General features: G+C 70.7%; 16 protein-coding genes. 13 read left to right on the forward strand and 3 right to left on the reverse strand.

The window, feature by feature from the left end:
- Nucleotides 1–13: 13 nt before the first annotated feature.
- Nucleotides 14–1,192: a molecular chaperone DnaJ gene (gene dnaJ / locus AB0K36_RS03565; RefSeq protein ID WP_189470826.1), complete on the forward strand. Its 1,179-nt coding sequence runs from the start codon at nt 14–16 to the stop codon at nt 1,190–1,192.
- A 1-nt stretch (nt 1,193) separates the two neighbouring features.
- Entirely contained in the window at nt 1,194–1,643 is a 450-nt protein-coding gene (locus tag AB0K36_RS03570; RefSeq protein ID WP_005314561.1) for a heat shock protein transcriptional repressor HspR, read from the forward strand.
- A gap of 97 nt (nt 1,644–1,740) precedes the next feature.
- Here AB0K36_RS03570 and AB0K36_RS03575 read toward each other — a convergent pair whose 3' ends face one another.
- Nucleotides 1,741–2,724 carry a helix-turn-helix transcriptional regulator gene (locus AB0K36_RS03575; protein WP_307707496.1) on the reverse strand — a complete coding sequence of 328 codons (984 nt, stop codon included), beginning with the start codon at nt 2,722–2,724 and terminating at the stop codon, nt 1,741–1,743.
- Nucleotides 2,725–2,852: 128 nt separating this feature from the next.
- Between AB0K36_RS03575 and AB0K36_RS03580 the strand changes: the two genes are divergently transcribed.
- Together AB0K36_RS03580 and AB0K36_RS03585 are read left to right on the forward strand one after the other, a co-directional pair.
- Complete coding sequence (locus tag AB0K36_RS03580) at nt 2,853–3,071, forward strand: hypothetical protein (RefSeq protein ID WP_189470822.1); 219 nt, start codon at nt 2,853–2,855, stop codon at nt 3,069–3,071.
- Complete coding sequence (locus AB0K36_RS03585) at nt 3,068–3,385, forward strand: Rieske (2Fe-2S) protein (protein WP_100108277.1); 318 nt, start codon at nt 3,068–3,070, stop codon at nt 3,383–3,385. Before AB0K36_RS03580 ends, AB0K36_RS03585 begins: the two co-directional genes overlap by 4 nt.
- A 119-nt stretch (nt 3,386–3,504) precedes the next feature.
- Here AB0K36_RS03585 and AB0K36_RS03590 read toward each other — a convergent pair whose 3' ends face one another.
- Entirely contained in the window at nt 3,505–3,909 is a 405-nt protein-coding gene (locus AB0K36_RS03590) for a pyridoxamine 5'-phosphate oxidase family protein (RefSeq protein WP_189470820.1), read from the reverse strand.
- 121 nt (nt 3,910–4,030) lie between these two features.
- Here AB0K36_RS03590 and clpB point away from each other — a divergent pair, with 121 nt between their 5' ends.
- Nucleotides 4,031–6,619: an ATP-dependent chaperone ClpB gene (clpB, locus tag AB0K36_RS03595; RefSeq protein ID WP_364587646.1), complete on the forward strand. Its 2,589-nt coding sequence runs from the start codon at nt 4,031–4,033 to the stop codon at nt 6,617–6,619.
- A gap of 223 nt (nt 6,620–6,842) precedes the next feature.
- On the forward strand, nt 6,843–7,379 hold the full coding sequence (locus AB0K36_RS03600; protein ID WP_189470816.1) for a type III secretion system chaperone family protein: 537 nt from the start codon (nt 6,843–6,845) through the stop codon (nt 7,377–7,379).
- Between the two features lie 68 nt (nt 7,380–7,447).
- Here AB0K36_RS03600 and AB0K36_RS03605 read toward each other — a convergent pair whose 3' ends face one another.
- Nucleotides 7,448–8,647, reverse strand: a complete 1,200-nt coding sequence (locus AB0K36_RS03605; RefSeq protein WP_364587649.1) for a pyridoxal phosphate-dependent aminotransferase — start codon at nt 8,645–8,647, stop codon at nt 7,448–7,450.
- Between the two features lie 788 nt (nt 8,648–9,435).
- Between AB0K36_RS03605 and AB0K36_RS03610 the strand changes: the two genes are divergently transcribed.
- The 7 genes from AB0K36_RS03610 to AB0K36_RS03640 all read left to right on the forward strand — a co-directional run bounded on the left by AB0K36_RS03610 (nt 9,436) and on the right by AB0K36_RS03640 (nt 16,651).
- Nucleotides 9,436–10,005: a DUF2617 family protein gene (locus tag AB0K36_RS03610; RefSeq protein WP_364587652.1), complete on the forward strand. Its 570-nt coding sequence runs from the start codon at nt 9,436–9,438 to the stop codon at nt 10,003–10,005.
- A 53-nt stretch (nt 10,006–10,058) separates the two neighbouring features.
- Nucleotides 10,059–11,648, forward strand: a complete 1,590-nt coding sequence (locus tag AB0K36_RS03615) for a polyamine aminopropyltransferase (protein ID WP_364587654.1) — start codon at nt 10,059–10,061, stop codon at nt 11,646–11,648.
- A 126-nt stretch (nt 11,649–11,774) separates the two neighbouring features.
- On the forward strand, nt 11,775–12,782 hold the full coding sequence (locus AB0K36_RS03620; RefSeq protein WP_364587657.1) for an SRPBCC family protein: 1,008 nt from the start codon (nt 11,775–11,777) through the stop codon (nt 12,780–12,782).
- A 19-nt stretch (nt 12,783–12,801) separates the two neighbouring features.
- Entirely contained in the window at nt 12,802–13,599 is a 798-nt protein-coding gene (locus AB0K36_RS03625; protein ID WP_364587660.1) for an aldose epimerase family protein, read from the forward strand.
- A 32-nt stretch (nt 13,600–13,631) separates the two neighbouring features.
- Nucleotides 13,632–14,171: an orotate phosphoribosyltransferase gene (gene pyrE, locus AB0K36_RS03630; protein WP_364587663.1), complete on the forward strand. Its 540-nt coding sequence runs from the start codon at nt 13,632–13,634 to the stop codon at nt 14,169–14,171.
- A 218-nt stretch (nt 14,172–14,389) separates the two neighbouring features.
- Nucleotides 14,390–15,412, forward strand: a complete 1,023-nt coding sequence (gene fbaA / locus AB0K36_RS03635; protein ID WP_189470801.1) for a class II fructose-bisphosphate aldolase — start codon at nt 14,390–14,392, stop codon at nt 15,410–15,412.
- A 75-nt stretch (nt 15,413–15,487) separates the two neighbouring features.
- Entirely contained in the window at nt 15,488–16,651 is a 1,164-nt protein-coding gene (locus AB0K36_RS03640) for a MalY/PatB family protein (protein ID WP_364587666.1), read from the forward strand.
- Nucleotides 16,652–16,660: the final 9 nt, after the last annotated feature.

A 16,660-nucleotide genomic window follows, 5' to 3' on the forward strand; every position in this document is an offset into this window, starting at 1 on the left:
AGGAGGGACGTCGATGAGCACGAAGGACTTCGTCGAGAAGGACTACTACAAGGTTCTCGGCGTCCCCAAGGACGCCACAGAGGCCGAGATCAAGAAGGCGTACCGGAAGCTCGCCCGCGAGTTCCACCCGGACGCCAACAAGGGTGACGCGAAGGCCGAGGAGCGCTTCAAGGAGATCTCCGAGGCCAACGACATCCTCGGCGACCCGAAACGGCGCAAGGAGTACGACGACGCCCGCGCCCTGTTCGGCAACGGCGGCTTCCGCGCTCCGGGCGCCGGCGGTCCCGGCGGCACCTTCAACTTCGACCTGGGCGACCTCTTCGGAGGCGCCCCCGGCGGCGGCCAGGCCGGCGGCTTCGGCGGCGGCCTGGGGGACGTGTTCGGCGGCCTGTTCAACCGGGGCGCCGGCCCGGGCACGCGCACCCAGCCGCGCCGCGGCCAGGACATCGAGTCCGAGGTGACGCTCAGCTTCACCGAGGCGGTGGACGGGGCCACGGTCCCGCTGCGGATGTCCAGCTCGGCCGCGTGCAAGGCCTGCTCCGGCACCGGCGACAAGAACGGCACGCCCCGGGTGTGCCCGACCTGCGTCGGTACCGGCCAGGTCTCCCGCGGCGGCAGCGGTTCCTTCTCGCTGACGGACCCGTGTGTGGACTGCAAGGGCCGCGGGCTCATCGCCCAGGACCCGTGCGACGTCTGCAAGGGCAGCGGACGGGCCCGCTCGTCGCGCACCATGCAGGTCCGCATCCCGGCGGGCGTCTCCGACGGGCAGCGGATCCGGCTGCGCGGCAAGGGCGCTCCCGGCGAGCGCGGCGGTCCGGCCGGCGACCTGTACGTCGTCGTCCACGTCGACGCGCACCCGGTCTTCGGCCGCAAGGGCGACAACCTGACCGTCACGGTGCCGGTCTCCTTCACGGAGGCGGCGCTCGGCGGCGAGATCAGGGTGCCCACGCTCGGCGGCCCGCCGGTCACGCTGAAGCTGCCGGCCGGCACGCCCGCCGGGCGCACCATGCGGGCCCGCGGCAAGGGCGCCGTCCGCAAGGACGGCACCCGCGGCGACCTGCTGGTGACCGTCGAGGTGGCCGTGCCGAGCGAGCTCGGCGACAAGGCCAGGGAAGCGCTGGAGGCCTACCGCGAAGCCACCGCGGACGAGGATCCGCGGGCGGAGTTGTTCCAGGCCGCGAAGGGAGCTTGATATGGACCGGTCGGGGCGCAGTCGCAACCCGTACGAACTGACCGACGAGTCGCCGGTGTACGTCATCTCGGTCGCCGCGCAGCTGTCGGGCCTGCATCCGCAGACCCTGCGGCAGTACGACCGGCTGGGTCTCGTCTCACCCGACCGCACGGCCGGCCGCGGCAGGCGTTACTCGGCCCGCGACATCGAACTGCTCCGTACGGTGCAGCAGTTGTCGCAGGACGAGGGCATCAACCTGGCCGGCATCAAGCGCATCATCGAACTGGAGAACCAGGTCGCGGCTCTGCAGCAGCGGGTCGCGGAGCTGTCGTCGGCCCTCGACGGCGCGGCGGCGGCGATGCAGCAGCGCGAGGCCCAGGTACACGCCTCCTACCGGCGCGACCTCGTGCCGTACCAGGACGTCCAGCAGGCGAGCGCGCTGGTGGTCTGGCGGCCCAAGCGGCCGGAGTAGTCGCACGACCCGCGTACGAGGCGGCCCAGGCCGTCCCTGACGCCCGAAGGGCCGGGAGGCATTGTGCCTCCCGGCCCTTCTGCGTGCCTGGGCGGAGTCAGCGGCTCTCGTCCAAGATGCCCGACTGGGCGATCAGGTAGCCGAGTTGGGCGCGGCTGCCGCTCCCGAGCGTGGCGTTCAGTTTCGCGATGTGGGCGCGGCAGGTGCGCACGTTCATCCCGAGGCGGCGGGCGATGGAGTCGTCGACGTGTCCTTCGACGAGCAGTTTGGCGATGGAGCGCTGCACGCTGGTGATGCCGTCGAGCTCGGGGGCGTACGACAGTTGCTCCTCCCATGGTGTGGCATGGAGCCAGAACTGCTCGAAGACGCCCACGAGATAGCGCACGAGTCCTTCGTGGCGCAGTTCCAGGGCGACCTGCCGGTCGCTGCGGGCGGGGACGAAGGCCACCTTGCGGTCGACGATGATCAGGCGGTCGATGATCTCCTCGAGCGTGCGGACCTCCACGCCGTAGGGACTGACCCGTTCGACATAGGCCAGTGTCGAGGGGTGGTGGCGGGCCGTGTGCTGGTACAGCGTGCGCATCTTCACGCCGTTCTTCAGCAGCGGCTCGGCCCGGCGCAGACCGTGTTCCAGGGTGTCCGGACGCCGTCCGCTGCCGGGTTGCACGGTGAGGAGTTCCTCGGCGCACTCGGCGGTGACCCGGTCCAGCGCGGCGTTGATCAGGCCCAGGCCCTCGAGCACGGTGATGGCGTGTCTGGTCGACAGGTCCTGGGCGGTCAGGGTCATGAACGGCTCGAACGTGCCGACGATGGACAGGGCGAGCTGCCGGCGCTCCTGGATCTCCCTTTCGATGGGGTGAATCAGCTGGTTGAGCGCGAGTGACGGCGGGACCGGGCGGAGCCAGCCGGCGTCGTCGGGATCGGGGCGCAGCAGGGCGAGATCCAGCAGGCAGGGTGCGCTCTCGGCCTCTGACCGGGAAACCTGGCCGGTACGCAATGCCGTTGCGTAGAGATTCTTCCCTGCTTCGCATAGTTCGCCTGCACTGTGGCTATGCCCGACATTGTCCTTGTTCGACGCCATTTGACACCCCCTCAGGGTCCTGAATTACAGGAACATGATGCCTGTGGTCGCTGGTGGAAGCATTCGGTGTGAGACATCGTCTTAGACGCGGGGGGAGGGTATTGGACAGAATGGGGTGGAGATCCTCCATGAACAGGACGCTTCGCATACTTGGCGCACTTGCTGTTGCCGCAGCCGCGTTCAGTGTTCTAGGGACGAGCGGTGAGCCGACCTGGGAGTCCGAGGCGGCGCGCACGGTGATCGCCGGTGAGCCGACCTGGGAGTCGGAGCCGGCGGGCGCGGTGATCGCGGGCGCCGACGAACTCACGTGGGAGACCGCTCCCGTGGACGCGGGCGCGGGCGCATGACCATCCCGCCGGATGATCGCGTGTTCCGGCGGGAGATGGCGACGGCCTACCGGTCCGGGTGGCATTTCATCGACCTCGTCACGGCGATTCCGCACCGTGGCGACTCGTTGATGGTCACCCTGTTCGGTGAGCCGATCGTCGTCGCGCGCGAGGAGGACGAGGATGTCCGTGCCTACCGCTGTCTTCGCCGGCCCCGAGGGGCTCCGCAGCCCGTCCGCTGTGCCATCCGGTACGGCATGATTTTTGTCAATCTCGACCAGCGTGACCACCAGCTGGCCGAGCCGGACACCACCGCCACCCCCCGCAGTGCCTGAGCGATTCCCCCGTCGTTTCAAATCGCTCAGGTGCTTCCCCCACACAGCGGCGCCATCGTGGACCTGAAACACGATGGCGCCGTTGTGCTGCCCGGAAACATGTCCGGCGCCCCGCCGGTCTATGCCCGGCCCATCGCGCGGGTGAGTGCGATCTCGATGACCACCCGGTCCGGATTGGGAGCCGGGGTGCGTCCGTACCGCTCCGCGTAACGGCTCACCGCGTCCGCCACGGCCTCCGCCTCGGTGCGGATCGTCGCGACGCCCTCCAGCGTCGCCCAGCGGCCTCTGTCCACCTGGCAGACGGCGACCCGCGCCCCTTCCGGGCCGGCGGCCAGCACGTTCGCGACCTTGCGGCTGTGCTTGTTGGTGATCACCCGGGCGAAGCCGCCCTCGGGGTCGTAGGTGACCCCCACCGCGACGACGTGCGGAGTGCCGTCCGGCCGTGGTGTCGTCAGCGTGCACATGTGGTGATCACGCCAGAAGCTGAGGTAGGACGCGCCGGGGTCGCGGGGGTCGATGGCCATGTGGGGAACCTACCTCCGGGCCCTGCCGGGCAGTACCCTGAGTGGAATAGACTCAACTTTATACAGGTTGCTTGGGTCATAATTGAGGTAACCGCTCCATCGGCAAGGAGGAGATGCGCACGTGGACGCCGAGCTGACCAACAAGAGCCGGGACGCGATCAACGCCGCCACCAGCAGGGCAGTGTCCGGCGGACACCCGGACCTGACGCCGGCGCATCTGCTTCTGGCGCTGCTCGAGGGCCAGGACAACGAGAACATCACCGATCTGCTGGCCGCCGTCGACGCGGACCAGGCCGCCGTACGCTCCGGGGCGGAACGCGTCCTCGCGTCACTGCCGAGCGTGACCGGGTCCACGGTCGCCCCGCCGCAGCCCAACCGCGAACTGCTCGCCGTCATCACCGACGCCTCGCAGCGCGCCAAGGAGCTGGGTGACGAGTACCTGTCCACCGAGCACCTGCTCATCGGCATCGCGGCCAAGGGCGGCGCGGCCGGTGAGGTGCTGGACCGGCAGGGCGCCGGGGCCAAGGAACTGCTGGACGCTTTCGAGAAGGCAAGGGGAGGGCGCCGGGTGACCACACCCGACCCTGAGGGTCAGTACAAGGCGCTGGAGAAGTTCGGCACGGACTTCACCGCGGCGGCCCGCGAGGGCAAGCTCGACCCGGTCATCGGCCGGGACCAGGAGATCCGCCGCGTCGTGCAGGTCCTGTCGCGGCGCACGAAGAACAACCCGGTGCTCATCGGCGAACCCGGCGTCGGCAAGACCGCCGTCGTCGAGGGCCTCGCCCAGCGCATCGTCAAGGGCGACGTGCCCGAGTCGCTGCGCAACAAGCGGCTGGTCGCGCTCGACCTCGGCGCGATGGTGGCGGGCGCCAAGTACCGCGGTGAGTTCGAGGAGCGGCTGAAGACCGTGCTGTCCGAGATCAAGGAGAGCAACGGCCAGATCATCACCTTCATCGACGAGCTGCACACCGTCGTCGGCGCGGGCGCCGGCGGCGACTCCGCCATGGACGCGGGCAACATGCTCAAGCCGATGCTGGCCCGCGGCGAGCTGCGGATGGTCGGCGCGACGACGCTCGACGAGTACCGCGAGCGGATCGAGAAGGACCCGGCCCTCGAGCGCCGCTTCCAGCAGGTGCTGGTCGCCGAGCCGTCGGTCGAGGACACGATCGCGATCCTGCGCGGGCTCAAGGGCCGTTACGAGGCCCACCACAAGGTGCAGATCAACGACAGCGCGCTGGTCGCCGCCGCCACACTCTCCGACCGGTACATCACGTCCCGGTTCCTGCCCGACAAGGCGATCGACCTCGTCGACGAGTCCGCGTCGCGGCTGCGCATGGAGATCGACTCATCGCCCGTCGAGATCGACGAACTCCAGCGCGCCGTCGACCGGTTGCGGATGGAGGAGCTGGCGCTCAAGAACGAGTCCGACCCCGCCTCCAAGCAGCGTCTGGAGAAGCTGCGCAGGGACCTGGCCGACCGGGAGGAGGAGCTGCGTGGACTCACCGCCCGCTGGGAGAAGGAGAAGCAGGGCCTCAACCGCGTCGGTGAGCTGAAGGAACGCCTCGACGACCTGCGCGGACAGGCGGAACGCGCCCAGCGCGACGGCGACTTCGACACCGCCTCCAAGCTGCTCTACGGGGAGATCCCGGGCCTGGAGCGCGAGTTGGAGGAGGCGGCGCAGGCCGAGGCCGAGCAGGCCTCCAAGGACACGATGGTCAAGGAGGAGGTCGGCCCGGACGACATCGCCGACGTCGTGGGCTCCTGGACCGGCATCCCGGCCGGACGCCTCCTCGAGGGCGAGACGCAGAAGCTGCTGCGCATGGAGCAGGAGCTGGGCCGCCGGCTCATCGGCCAGTCGGAGGCCGTGCAGGCGGTCTCGGACGCGGTGCGCCGGACGCGGGCGGGCATCGCCGACCCGGACCGGCCCACCGGCTCCTTCCTGTTCCTCGGTCCGACCGGTGTCGGCAAGACGGAGCTGGCGAAGGCGCTCGCGGACTTCCTCTTCGACGACGAGCGGGCGATGGTCCGCATCGACATGTCGGAGTACGGCGAGAAGCACAGCGTGGCCCGCCTGGTCGGCGCGCCTCCCGGCTACGTCGGCTACGAGGAGGGCGGCCAGCTCACCGAGGCCGTGCGCCGCCGCCCCTACAGCGTGGTGCTGCTGGACGAGGTGGAGAAGGCCCACCCCGAGGTCTTCGACATCCTGCTCCAGGTGCTCGACGACGGGCGGCTCACCGACGGCCAGGGCCGGACGGTGGACTTCCGCAACACCATCCTGATCCTGACCTCCAACCTCGGGTCGCAGTACCTGATGGAGCCCACGACCAGCGAGGAGCAGAAGAAGCAGCAGGTGCTGGAGGTCGTGCGGGCCTCCTTCAAGCCCGAGTTCCTCAACCGGCTCGACGACCTGGTGGTCTTCTCCGCCCTGTCCGAGGCGGAGCTGGAGCGCATCGCAGAGCTCCAGATCGGGCGGCTGGCCAAGCGGCTGGCCGACCGCCGGCTGACGCTGGAGGTCACCCCAGAGGCGCTGGCCTGGCTCGCGGAGGAGGGCAACGACCCGGCGTACGGCGCGCGGCCGCTGCGGCGGCTGATCCAGACGGCGATCGGGGACCGGCTCGCGAAGGAGATCCTCGCGGGCGAGGTCAACGACGGCGACACCGTACGGGTGGACCGCTTCGAGGACGGCCTGATCGTGGGCGCGGCGACCTGACACCGCGCGGCACGGCCGCTACCGGCGGACGGGGCACGAGGACGAGGGCGGCGCCCCGTCCCGTGCCCCGTCCGTGTCCGCCGCCGTTCACCCGGACAGCGGCGGTGCGGGGCGCCCGGGCGGGAGATCTTGTCAGCCCGCAGCGGATCGCGGGTGGCGGGGCTTGCCAGCCCCCGCCGGGGATGGGAGAGGATGGCGGCATCCGTACGAAGGGAAATACACGGTGACCATCGACCCGTCCTCGATTCCGAATTTCGGGGGCCAGCCCAAGCCTCAGGCCGCAGGACCGGCGGGCCCCGTCGTTCCCGACCAGGACCTGGTGAAGCAGCTCCTCGACCAGATGGAGCTGAAGTACGTCGTCGACGACGAGGGTGACCTCGCGGCGCCGTGGGAGGACTTCCGCACGTACTTCATGTTCCGCGGTGAGGGCGAGCAGCAGGTCTTCTCGGTGCGGACCTTCTACGACCGCCCGCACGCGGTGACCGAGAAGGCCAAGATCCTCGACGCCGTCGACGACTGGAACCGCCGCACGCTGTGGCCGAAGGTCTACACCCACCTCCACGAGGAGGAGGGCGCCGAGCTTCCGACGATCCGCCTCATCGGTGAGGCGCAGATGCTCATCGGCACGGGCGTGAGCCTCGAGCACTTCGTCTCGTCCACGGTCAGCTGGGTCCGCGCCTCGATCGAGTTCGACAAGTGGCTCGCGGAGCAGTTCGGTCTGGCCGTCCCGGAGGAGGAGAAGCCGGCCGACGACGCCTGACACGCGCACGTGAGGCCCGGCAGGTCCGCGATCCCTGTGATCGCCGGCCCGCCGGGCCTGCCGCTTTCTCAGGGCGCCAGGGACTTCAGCCGGGCGACGGCCTCATCGAGGACGTCCACCCGCTTGCAGAACGCGAACCGCACGAACGGCGCGCCTTCGTCGCGGTGGTCGTAGAAGACCGCGTTCGGGATGGCCACCACCCCGCAGCGCTCCGGCAGCGCACGGCAGAACGCGAAGCCGTCCTCCTCGCCGAGCGGCCGGATGTCGGTGGTGACGAAGTACGTCCCGGCGGGGCGGTGCACCGCGAACCCGGCCGCGGACAGGCCGTCGCTCAGCAGATCGCGCTTGGCACGGAGATCGTCGCGGAGGCCGTCGAAGTACGCGTCCGGAAGGCGGAGCGCCTCGGCGACCGCGTACTGGAAGGGGCCCGCCGAGACGTACGTCAGGAACTGCTTCGCCGAGCGGACCGTCGAGATCAGCTCGGGGGAGGCGGTGACCCAGCCGACCTTCCACCCGGTGAACGAGAACGTCTTGCCGGCGCTCGAGATCGTGACGGTACGCCCGCGCATCCCCGGGAACGACGCCAGCGGCACATGCTCGCCGTCGAAGGCCAGGTGCTCGTAGACCTCGTCGGTGACCACGAGCAGGTCCCGTTCGACGGCGAGCTCGGCGATCGCCGCGAGCTCGGCGCGGGTCAGGACCGTGCCGGTGGGGTTGTGCGGCGTGTTGATCAGGAGCAGACGGGTGCGGTCGGTGACCGCGGCACGCAGCTCGTCCAGGTCGAGGCGGAAGGCGAGCTCGTGCGGGCGCAGCGTCACGGGCACCCGTACGCCGCCCGCCATGGCGATGCTCGCCGCGTACGAGTCGTAGTACGGCTCCAGGGCGATCACCTCGTCACCCGGCTCCACCAGTGCGAGCAGGGCGGCCGCGATCGCCTCGGTGGCGCCAGCCGTGACCAGGACCTCCGTGTCCGGGTCGTAGGCCAGGCCGTGGAAGCGCCGCTGGTGCTCCGCGATCGCGATGCGCAGCTCGGGGACGCCCGGACCGGGCGGGTACTGGTTGCCCCTGCCGTCACGCAGGGCCCGTACCGCCGCCTCCGTGATCTCCTCGGGGCCGTCGGTGTCGGGGAAGCCCTGGCCGAGATTGATCGAGCCGGTGCGCAGGGCCAGCGCCGACATCTCCGCGAAGATCGTGGTGCCGAACTCCGCCAGCCTGCGGTTGAGCAGCGGCCGGGGGCCTTCTTCGCCTGCTGTCCTGTGCGTCGTCATGGCGGTCATCCTGCGCGGAACCTCTGGAGTTGCTCAAGTCTGCTTTGGCTCCGAGTGGCCGAGGGCATCCCATTGCCACGCAGGTAAGCGTCCCGCGGGTGAGCGTCCAGCGGGTGCGGGAGAAGCGGTCACGCAGCGTCGCGAGGTCTCGCTTCGGGGGAACGAGAAGGACGGGGAGAAATCATGATGTTTCTCGGGATCGTGCTGTTCGCTCTGGTGGTGATCGTGTTCGTCGCGGTGGCGGCTTCCGGCAGGAGCCGCGGGAACCGTCGTCGCACCGGCAGTGGCGCCGCGGGCGGCGGTGGAGCGTGGTGGGGCGGCGGAGACGGTGGAGGCTCCGGATCGTCGTGCGGCGGCAGCAGCGGCTCGTCATGCAGCAGCAGCTCGTCATGCGGCGGGGGCGGGGGCGGATGCGGCGGAGGCAGCTGACACGGGGCAGCTGGTCCGCGCGGTGAAGATGCCCGGCGGGTGGGCGGGGGACGCCAACACCCGCCGGGCGCCTCCCTGTTGGCAGAAAGTCCGGCGGATGTGTTGACTTCACCTGCTCGTTTTCCGTTGAACAGTTGAACCTATGGGCCCCCGAGGGGATGGAAACCGCGCCAAGTTGGGTAAAAACGCTGTGGGCGAAGTCCACTTCGTGATTTTCTCACTGTCGGAACCTGTTGGATCCATCCAGCCCTCGGACCTCACGTGGACCGAAGCAGGCCACCCCCCACACGTCTTGCGCACCCTTCCGGAGTGCCAGGTCCACGCGTCCACCCGCCGAAGCGCGCTTGCGGAGCCGACCCATGCTCACGACCATCGATACCGCCTACACCGACACCCGTGCCGACGACCTCGCCTGGGCGCTCGGCCGGGAGCCGCTCCCCGCCCTGGCCGTCCTGGACCTCGAACTGTCAGGCTGCAAACTGCAGTTGAGGCTGCTGGGTGCTTCCCACCAGGTGCTGCTCGAGGAGGAACGGGGCACCTGTTCGGAGACCGTCGCCTGCATCCCCGGCAGCAGCACGCCGCTGCCCCTCGGGGTGGCGAAGCGGCTCGGCGATTGGGAGTACGAGTTCGCGGCCCGTGTCGAGACGCTCTCCCACCGCTCGTTCGCGGGCCGGGCCCAGGAGTTGCTGGCCCTCGTCGCGGACCACCCCCACGGTCTCGCCGGCACGTTCCCCGGCTCCCCCCACGCCTTCACCGCGATGGTGGCGCAGAGCGGCGAGGGGCAGGCGCGGTGGCGCACCTGGCACGCGTACCCGCAGGAGGGCCGGCTCGTGGTCACGCGTACGCGCGTCGGCTTCGCGGCGCAGGGGTCGCAGAGCGCGCGGAGCATGCGCCACCCCGATCGCCACCCCGAGCCTTCCGGGCCGTAGTCGACACCTGTGGGTGACAAACGGTGTGGCGCCCGTGACGTAGCGTGTCGAGGATGATCGACCGGCCGCAGACCTCGCCGCCCCAGGACATGGTGCTGCCCGTGCGTCCCGAGTCCGGCCGCCATCTCGTGCTCGCCGCGGTCTTCGTCTGCGCGGCCTGCGGCCTGGTCTACGAGCTGGAACTCGTCGCGCTCGCCACGTATCTGATCGGGGACTCGGTCACCCAGGCGTCCGTGGTCCTGTCCGTGATGGTGTTCGCGATGGGCATCGGATCACTCCTCGCCAAGCGGATGCGCTGCCGGGCCGCCGTGGGCTTCGGGCTGCTGGAAGCGGCGCTGGCGCTGGTCGGCGGCAGTTCGGCCATGGTGCTCTACGCGTCCTTCGCCTGGTTCGGTGGATCCGGGGTGCCGCTGGTGGTCTTCAGCCTGACCATCGGCATCCTGATCGGCGCGGAGCTGCCGCTGCTGATGTCGCTGATCCAGCGCATCTCCCGGCGCGACGCGGAGGGCACCGTCGCCGATCTGTTCGCCGCGGACTACGTGGGGGCGCTCGTCGGCGGGCTGGCGTTCCCCTTCCTGCTGCTGCCGTGGCTCGGTGAACTCACCGGGGCGCTGGTGACGGGAGCGGTCAACGCCGTGGCCGGCGGGGCGGTGGTGCTGTGGCTGTTCCGCCGTGACCTCACACCGCGCTGGCGGACCAGACTGCTCACCGTCAACGTCCTGGTGCTGGCGGTGCTCGCGGGCGCCACCGTGATGGTCGACGACTTCGAGCGGGCGGCCCGCAGGGCGGTCTACGGCGCCGATGTGCGGGTGGCGGTGCGCACCGGGGTCCAGGAGGTGGTGGTCACCGGCGGGCCTTCCCGGCCGCCGGACCTCTTCCTGAACGGCCGGCTGAAGGTGCGGGGCAAGGACGAGCACCGCTACCACGAAGCGCTCGTCCACCCCGCCATGCGCGGTCCGCACGACAGGGTGCTCATCCTCGGCGGCGGCGACGGGCTGGCGGCGCGCGAGGTGCTGCGGTACGCCGATGTGCGGGCGCTGACCGTCGTCGAACTCGACCCGGGGGTCGTCGAGCTGGCCCGCAGCGATCCGGCGCTCACCGATCTGAACGACCACGCGTACGACGACCCACGGACGCGGGTCGTCACGGCGGACGCCTTCTCCTGGCTGCGTGAGCACGAGGGCGCGTACGACGTGATCGTCTCCGATCTGCCCGACCCGGGTATCACCGCGAGCACCAAGCTCTACTCGCTGGAGTTCTACTGGCTGGCCCGGCGGGTCCTGGCGGACGGCGGGCGGCTCGTGGTCCACGCGGGCCCGACCTCGCGGCCCCGTACGTACTGGACGGTCGACACGACCTTGCGGGCGGCCGGTTTCGGCACCACCGCCTACCGCGTCCGCGGGGCGGAGACCGGTGCGGCGGGCGGTCCGGCGAGGTTCAGGGCGGGAGCGGAAGCCGCCACGGACTGGGGACTGCTGATCGCGGCCGAGGGCAGCGCACCCCGGCTCGGGATCGGCGCGGACGCGCCGCTGCTGCGCTCGGAGGTCGAGGACACGCTCACGCAGGATACGTTCGCCGCCGAGCGGACCCGGCTGACAGGTCTGGTGCCCTCGACGCTGGTCCACCCGCGCTACACGCGCTGACGGCCACCGCCACGGCCGCGGCCCGGGCACGGGGCGGCCGCCGGCCGGGCCGGCGAAGACGCGGACGTGACGGGCGCGCGCGGGAAAGGCAGACGTGGCGGGCCGTGCTGAGTAGGCTCGGCTTCCATGGAGCATGAGGTGTTCGTTCCGGTACCGGCTGAGACCCTCCGACGTGCGCTGCGGGACCCCGCCCGGGTCGCCCGGTGCGTCCCTGGGCTCCAGCAGGACGCAGACGAGTCGGCGGGCCCCCTGTCGGGACGGCTCAAGGTCAGAGTCGCCGGCCACACCATCACCTACCGCGGCGCGCTGCACATCACGGAGCAGGACGACGAGCGGGGCGGCGCCTTCGCCGTCGAGGGCGAGGGCGCGGAGGCACGCGGCGGCGGCTCGGTGAAGGTGACGCTGACGATCCGTCCCGCGCCGACCGACGGCGGCACGACGGTGACGTTCAGCGGCTCCGCGCGCGCCGAGGGCCGGTTGGCCGATCTCGCGGCCGGTGCGAAGGTGTCGGCGGCCCACCGGCTTCTCGACCGTTTCGCGGAAGCGCTGGCCGCGGCCGCCTTCGAGGACCCGCAGCCCGGGGATCGCGCGGAAGGCGCGGGTGACGGTGCCGCTCCGGCCCCGGAACCTCAGGAAGCAGCCGGTGGGACGGCCGACGGAACCGGCGGCCCGGCGGCCGACGCCGGGCGGGACGCCCACGACGCGGCCGGTGCGGACGACGCGCCCGACGCCGCCGGCTCGGTCTTCGACGCACCCGTACCTCCGCCGTCGCTCGGCGCCGACGCCGACGAAGAGTTCGGGGACCTCGACGAGGTCGACGGCGCGGACGACCTGGTCGCCGGGGACGACCTCGACGGTGTGGACGACCTCGACGGCGTCGACGCCGTCGACGATCTCGACGATCTGTCCGGTCTGCCGGGCGCGGTGCCCGCCGAGGCCGCCCACGCACGGCGCACCATGATCGGCCGCAGCGCCGAGGAGGTCGACCACGCCCCGCCGCGTGGCCGCTACGCGCCCACCCCGGCTCCCGACGCCTCCTCCGCGGGGGCCACCCTGCGGTGGCTGGCACCCGCCGCGGCCCTCGCACTGGCATCGGCGGTCGTGGTCGGCAGGGCGCTGCGCCGCCGTAGGTGACACGCCGTAATGTCGGGGTGTGAGTAGCGAACAGAGCATCCGGCTGGCCGCCGGTGACGTCGAGTTGACCGTGCATCCGGAAAACGGCTGCCGTATCGGAAGCCTGCGCATCGGCGGCACCGAGGTGCTGCGACAGGGCGAGCGGTACGGCTCTTTCCCGATGGTGCCGTGGTGCGGACGCACGCGGGACGGGCAGTTCAGCAACGGTGGAGTACCGCACCAACTGCCGCTCAACGCCCCGCCGCACGCCATTCACGGCACCGGCCGGGACACCGTGTGGCGTACCGCGCGGGCGGGCGCGAGCGAGGCGGCCTTCACGTACGACCTCGCCGACCCGTGGCCGTACACCGGGCGGGTCACGCAGACGTTCGAGCTGGCGGACGACTCCGTCACCATCAGGATGGGCGTGGAGACGTACGGGACGTCGTTCGCCGCGCAGGCGGGCTGGCACCCCTGGTTCCTGCGTGACCTCGGGGACGGGGGCGAGGACGTACGGATCGGCTTCACGCCCGAGTGGCAGGAGGAGCGCGGGGAGGACCACTTGCCGACCGGCAAGCGCATCACGCCGCTCCCGGGCCCCTGGGACGACTGCTTCGGTATGCCCGACGGGGTCGACGTCACGCTGACCTGGCCGGGCCGGCTGGAGCTGATCGTCCGCAGCCCGGCCCAGTGGGTCGTGGTCTACGACGAGCAGGCCGAGGCGGTCTGTGTCGAGCCGCAGTCCGGCCCGCCGAACGGCCTCAACACCCATCCGCAGCTCGTCACCCCGATCGAGCCACTGGAGATCGCGACGACCTGGAGCTGGCGGCGGCTCTGAGCCGGGGGACCGACGCGCTTAAGCTGAGCCCCATGACTGACGTGCGTGCTGAGCTGCTCCAGCAGATCAAGGACAAGGCCGTGGTGCACGGCAAGGTGACCCTCTCCTCGGGCATCGAGGCCGACTGGTACATCGATCTGCGCCGGATCACGCTGGACGGCGAGGCCGCGCCGATGGTCGGTCAGGTGATGCTCGACGCCACCGCCGGCCTGGACTACGACTGTGTGGGCGGGCTGACGCTGGGCGCCGACCCGGTGGCCACGTCGATGCTGCACGCCTCCGCCGCGCGCGGTAAGCGGCTGGACGCGTTCGTCGTCCGCAAGGCGGGCAAGGCGCACGGCATGCAGCGCCGGATCGAGGGCACGGACGTGAAGGGCCGGCGCTGCCTGGTCGTGGAGGACGTGTCGACCACCGGCGGCTCCCCGCTGACCGCCGTGGAGGCGGTCAGGGAGGCCGGCGGTGAGGTCGTCGCGGTGGCCGTGATCGTGGAGCGCGGCGCCGCGCCCAAGATCGCCGAGGCGGGCCTGAAGTACATCAACGCGTATTCGCTCGATGAGCTCGGTCTCGCCTGATCATGGCTTGAGCTGCGGAGATTCCGAGGGGCGTGCTGTTTCACGTGAAACAGCACGCCCCTTCGCCATGCAGGCGGGGCAGGCATGGTGGACCCAGGGCGGGAGTCTGGAAAGATAGGCCGCGACGATGACGTCGCCCAAGGTCAGGGCACTGGGTTCACCGGGGACGCACCCCGGCCCCCCGTACCACATACCCGCACATCACAAGGAGCGGACATATGCCCATCGCGACTCCCGAGGTCTACAACGAGATGCTTGACCGGGCGAAGGCAGGCAAGTTCGCCTACCCCGCCATCAACGTGACCTCGTCCCAGACCCTGCACGCCGCACTGCGTGGCTTCGCGGAGGCCGAGAGCGACGGCATCATCCAGATTTCCACCGGCGGTGCCGAGTTCCTGGGTGGCCAGTACAGCAAGGACATGGTCACCGGCGCCGTCGCCCTGGCCGAGTTCGCGCACATCGTCGCCGCCAAGTACGACATCACCGTCGCGCTGCACACCGACCACTGCCCGAAGGACAAGCTGGACGGCTACGTACGTCCGCTGCTCGACATCTCCGCCGAGCGCGTGAAGGCCGGACGCAACCCGCTGTTCCAGTCCCACATGTGGGACGGCTCGGCCGAGACCCTCGCCGACAACCTGGCCATCGGCCAGGAGCTGCTGGCGCAGGCCGCCGCCGCGAAGATCATCCTCGAGGTCGAGATCACCCCGACCGGCGGTGAGGAGGACGGTGTCACGCACGAGATCAACGACGAGCTCTACACCACCGTCGACGACGCGCTGCGTACCGCCGAGGCCCTGGGCCTGGGTGAGAAGGGCCGCTACCTGCTGGCCGCGTCCTTCGGCAATGTGCACGGCGTCTACAAGCCGGGCAACGTCGTCCTCCGCCCCGAGCTGCTGAAGGACCTCCAGGCGGGTGTCTCCGCCCAGTACGGCAAGGCCGACCCGTTCGACTTCGTCTTCCACGGTGGCTCCGGCTCGACCGCCGAGGAGATCGCCACGGCCCTGGAGAACGGCGTCGTGAAGATGAACCTCGACACCGACACCCAGTACGCCTTCACGCGTCCGGTCGCGGACCACATGTTCAAGAACTACGACGGCGTCCTCAAGGTCGACGGCGAGGTCGGCTCCAAGAAGACCTATGACCCGCGCACCTGGGGCAAGCTGGCCGAGGCCGGCATGGCCACCCGTGTCACGGAGGCGTGCGCGGCCCTGCGCTCCACCGGCACCAAGATCAAGTAAGTAGCCGCCTCACCACGGGCCCGGTACCCCCTCGCGGGCGCCGGGCCCGTGGTGTGTCCACAGGGGAGGGGAATCGTGAGCTTCGACTTCGACGCGGTCGTCGACCGGCGGGGCACCTGGAGCGTGCAGTGGGACGGTGTCGCCGACCGGTTCGGGACCGACGGCCTGCTGCCTTTCACCATCTCCGACATGGACTTCGCGTCTCCTCCCGTGGTCCTCGACGCCCTCCGTGACCGGATCGCGCACGGAGTCTTCGGCTACACCGACTGGCGGAACGAGGAATTCCTGTCCGCGATCCGCCACTGGTTCGCCGTCCGGTACGGCACGGACATCGACACCGACCGCGTCGTGTACGCGCCCTCCGTGCTCAACCAGCTTTCCCAGTTGTTGCGGATGTGGACCGGCCCGGGCGACGGCGTGGTCGTCCACACCCCCACGTACGACGGTTTCATCAAGGCGATCACCGGTCTGGGACGTGATCTGCGCGGAGTGCCCGTCGGGGACGGCGAGGCTCTGGAACGGCAGCTCGCCCGGCCCGACAGCAGGGTCCTGGTGCTGTGCTCGCCCCACAACCCCACCGGCAGGGTGTGGACGCACGACGAGCTCACCCGGACCGCCGAGCTCGCCGCACGGCACGGCGTCGCGGTCGTCAGCGACGAGATCCACGCCGACTTCGTACGCGACGGGGTGCATCTCCCCTGGACCCGCTACGGCACCGGCCGCTGGGCCCTGATCACCTCCGGTACCAAGGCGTTCAACTTCCCGGCCCTGAGCGGTTCGTACGGCATCATCGGCGACCCCGCCGACCACGCCGTGTTCGTGCGCCGGATGGAGACCGGCGAGGGCCTCGCGTCGCCCGCCGTGCTGTCGCTGACCGCGCACATCGCCGCCTACCGCCGGGGCGGACCGTGGCTGGACGACCTCAACGCCTATGTGGCCGGCAACCTCCGGATGCTTGCCGACCGGCTCGGCGCGGCGTTCCCGCAGCTCGGCTGGGAACCGCCGCAGGCCGGGTACCTCGCCTGGATCGACCTCCGCCCGCTCGGCATCGGCTCCCGGACCGCGGACGCGGTGCTCCAGCGTGAGCTCGTGGAACGGGAGAAGGTCGCGATCATGCCGGGAGGGGTGTACGGGTGCGAAGGCTTCGTCCGGCTGAACGTCGGCTGTCCGCGCAGCAAGGCGGAACGCGGCGCGGACGCCCTGATCCGGGCGCTCGGCCGAGTCGTCCGACAGCCGTAGGACCCCACA

This window comes from Streptomyces kurssanovii (assembly GCF_040677245.1).
Classification (GTDB): Bacteria; Actinomycetota; Actinomycetes; order Streptomycetales; family Streptomycetaceae; genus Streptomyces; species Streptomyces kurssanovii.